At 69.5% G+C, this 3,233-nt stretch carries 3 protein-coding genes; 1 reads left to right on the forward strand and 2 read right to left on the reverse strand.

Annotation, left to right across the window (positions count from 1 at the left end):
* Nucleotides 1-107: 107 nt before the first annotated feature.
* Entirely contained in the window at nt 108-527 is a 420-nt protein-coding gene (locus JS521_RS29390; protein WP_205085977.1) for a Fur family transcriptional regulator, read from the reverse strand.
* 164 nt (nt 528-691) lie between these two features.
* Between JS521_RS29390 and JS521_RS29395 the strand changes: the two genes are divergently transcribed.
* Nucleotides 692-2,143, forward strand: coding sequence for a catalase (locus tag JS521_RS29395; RefSeq protein WP_205085978.1), 1,452 nt, complete (start codon nt 692-694; stop codon nt 2,141-2,143).
* Nucleotides 2,144-2,221: 78 nt separating this feature from the next.
* On the opposite strand, the gene JS521_RS29400 is transcribed toward JS521_RS29395, so the two are convergent.
* Complete coding sequence (locus JS521_RS29400; protein ID WP_205085979.1) at nt 2,222-2,632, reverse strand: CBS domain-containing protein; 411 nt, start codon at nt 2,630-2,632, stop codon at nt 2,222-2,224.
* Nucleotides 2,633-3,233: the final 601 nt, after the last annotated feature.

Below are 3,233 nucleotides of genomic sequence, written 5' to 3' on the forward strand. Positions count from 1 at the left end.
GCGCGATCTCATGTGGCTGGGGGGTGTTGGACTTGCCCCACCCGTGAAAAATCGCGGGGCGCCCGCTGGTGGTTCCGGGGGGCCCCCGGCTCGTGCAAGCGGTCGGCTCAGGCGGTGGCGGCGCAGTTCGGGCAGGTGCCGCGGTACGTCACCTCGACGCCGGAGACCATGAAGCCGTAGCGCTCGTCCGTCGGCAGGTCCGCCAGCGGGTTGCCCGCCGGATGCACGTCCCGGATCGCGCCGCACTGCGCGCACACCAGGTGGTGGTGGGGGCGGTGGGCGTTCGGGTCGTAGCGCTTGGCCCGGCGGTCGGTGGAGACCTCCAGCACCTCGCCGAGGGACACCATCTCGCCAAGGGTGTTGTAGACGGTCGCGCGCGAGATCTCGGGCAGCCGGGAAACGGCCCTCGCGTGGACCTCGTCCGCCGTCAGGTGCACATGGTCCCCGTCGAGGACCTCGGCCACGACACGCCGCTGCGCCGTCATGCGCCAGCCGCGTCCACGAAGTCGTTCCAGCAGGTCGCTCATGCAGCCCAGCCTAACAGTGGAGGGATCGAATCCCGATCGGGTGTGACTTTGGATGCTTGCTTGACTTAGACATTGTCCATTGTAGGATCGAGAACGGCATTGGCCAAGGGACAGGGCTGTACAGGGTTCGACCGCTGTGCAGGGATACGACGCAGGAGGCGCACGTGACGCAGGGACCGCTCACTACGGAGGCCGGAGCGCCGGTCGCCGACAACCAGAACAGTGAGACCGCGGGCCCCGGCGGTCCCGTTCTCGTCCAGGACCAGGCGCTGCTGGAGAAGCTCGCCCACTTCAACCGTGAGCGCATACCGGAGCGCGTCGTGCACGCCCGTGGCGCCGGCGCGTACGGCACCTTCACGCTGACCCGTGACGTCTCGCAGTGGACCCGGGCGAAGTTCCTCTCCGAGGTCGGCAAGCAGACCGAGACCTTCCTGCGCTTCTCCACCGTCGCGGGCAACCTCGGCTCCGCCGACGCGGTGCGCGACCCCCGCGGTTTCGCGCTGAAGTTCTACACCGAGGAGGGCAACTACGACCTCGTCGGCAACAACACCCCGGTGTTCTTCATCAAGGACGCCATCAAGTTCCCCGACTTCATCCACACCCAGAAGCGCGACCCGTACACCGGCTCGCAGGAGGCGGACAACGTCTGGGACTTCTGGGGTCTGTCGCCCGAGTCGACGCACCAGGTGACCTGGCTCTTCGGCGACCGCGGCATCCCGGCCACGCTGCGCCACATGAACGGGTACGGCTCGCACACCTTCCAGTGGAACAACGAGGCCGGCGAGGTCTTCTGGGTCAAGTACCACTTCAAGACCGACCAGGGCATCGAGAACCTCACCCAGGCCGAGGCCGACAAGCTCGCCGGTGAGGACCCCGACAGCCACCAGCGCGATCTGCGCGAGGCGATCGAGCGCGGCGACTTCCCGTCCTGGACGGTGCAGGTCCAGATCATGCCCGCGGCGGACGCGGCGACGTACCGCTTCAACCCGTTCGACCTCACCAAGGTGTGGCCGCACGCGGACTACCCGCCGATCGAGATCGGCAAGCTGGAGCTCAACCGCAACCCGCAGAACGTCTTCGCCGAGGTCGAGCAGTCGATCTTCAGCCCCGCGCACTTCGTGCCGGGTATCGGCCCGTCCCCGGACAAGATGCTGCAGGGCCGCCTCTTCGCGTACGGCGACGCCCACCGCTACCGGGTCGGCATCAACGCCGACCACCTGCCGGTGAACCGCCCGCACGCCACCGAGGCGCGGACCAACAGCCGGGACGGCTTCCTCTACGACGGTCGTCATCAGGGCGCCAAGAACTACGAGCCCAACAGCTTCGGCGGGCCCGCCCAGACCGACCGGCCGCTGTGGCAGCCGCTCCCGGTCACCGGCGCCACCGGCAACACCGAGGCGCCGAGCCACGCCGAGGACAACGACTTCGTGCAGGCGGGCGACCTCTACCGGCTCTTCTCCGAGGACGAGAAGGTCCGGCTGGTCGAGAACCTCGCCGGGTTCATCGCCAAGGTCTCGCGCGACGCCATCGCCGAGCGCGCGATCGACAACTTCCGCCAGGCGGACGCCGACTTCGGCAAGCGGCTGGAAGCCGCGGTCCAGGCCCTTCGCGGCTGACCGGACGCTTGTCGTCGACCGTGGGCCGGATCCCCTCGCTGGGGTCCGGCCCACCGGTCGTTCCGGCCCCGGCAGGCGTCAGCGGGCCGCCGCCGCGGCAGCGGTCGTACGGCGACGGGCGGGCGCCCAGCAGCGGATGATGTCGCGCACCGACACGATGCCCACCGGGCCGTCGCCGTCCAGCACGATCAGGTGCCGGAACCCTCCGTGCGTCATGGCTTCCGCGGCCTCCTCCAGGGTCCAGGCCGGGGCGGCGAACACCACGTCGGTGGTGGTGTGGGCGGAGGTGGTCTCCCGGTCGGGGTCGAGCCCGGATCCGACCGCGTCGAGAATGTCGCGCTCGGTGATGATGCCGAGCCCGCAGGTGTCCGGGTCGTGGACGACAGCTGCCCCGATACGGCGGGCCGACATCAGCCGGGCCGCCTGGCGGAGCGTATGGGTGGGGCCGATGGTGAGGACCACCGTGCTCATGGCGTCACGGACGAGCATGAAACGAGCCACCTCCTCGGTGAGCCGACTCTGTGAGTCGATTCACAAGTTCACAAGTGGGGGGACTCTCAGAGTTGCACCCTTGGGGCGGGTCGACAAGGGGTGGACGGGCGCGCGGCGGGGGAGTGCGCGAGCGCGCACGCGACGGTCGGCGCCGCCGGGGCAGCACGGTCAGCGGTGCCGATCGGGCGCGGGGTCAGTAACGCCCGTCGCCGGGCACGGCTCAGCAGTGCTGGTCGAGCACGGCTCAGTAGCGCTGGAACTGATGAGCGGTTGCAGCCACCTGCGGTGGAGCGCTTGTGCTACCTCCTGACCTGCAATTGAGGGGTGACGGTTGGTGGGTGTTGGTGAACGCTGGCCACCCTCCGACGGCCCACGGACGGCCCGGCCCGCCCCGGGGTGCGGCTTGTCGCTTGTCGCTTGTCTTGTCACTTGTCGTGGTGCAGGTCAGGGGCGGTCTGGCGACCACTGGGGGGAGGGCTGGTTGCGGGCGACAAGACAAGCGACAAGCTGAGGGGCCGCGACCGGTAGCGGCCGCTGCGGGGGTGTTGGGGGGGGGATAGAGCGAGCGGCAAGCCGCACCACCCGTTGGCAGCACGCG

It is taken from the genome of Streptomyces durocortorensis, from assembly GCF_016901035.1.
In the GTDB taxonomy this organism is placed as follows: Bacteria; Actinomycetota; Actinomycetes; order Streptomycetales; family Streptomycetaceae; genus Streptomyces; species Streptomyces durocortorensis.

Excerpts from the sequence above, each read along its gene's own strand:
- JS521_RS29390 (WP_205085977.1), bottom strand. The coding sequence starts at position 527 with ATGAGCGACCTGCTGGAACGACTTCGTGGACGCGGCTGGCGCATGACG.
- JS521_RS29400 (WP_205085979.1), bottom strand. The coding sequence starts at position 2,632 with ATGCTCGTCCGTGACGCCATGAGCACGGTGGTCCTCACCATCGGCCCC.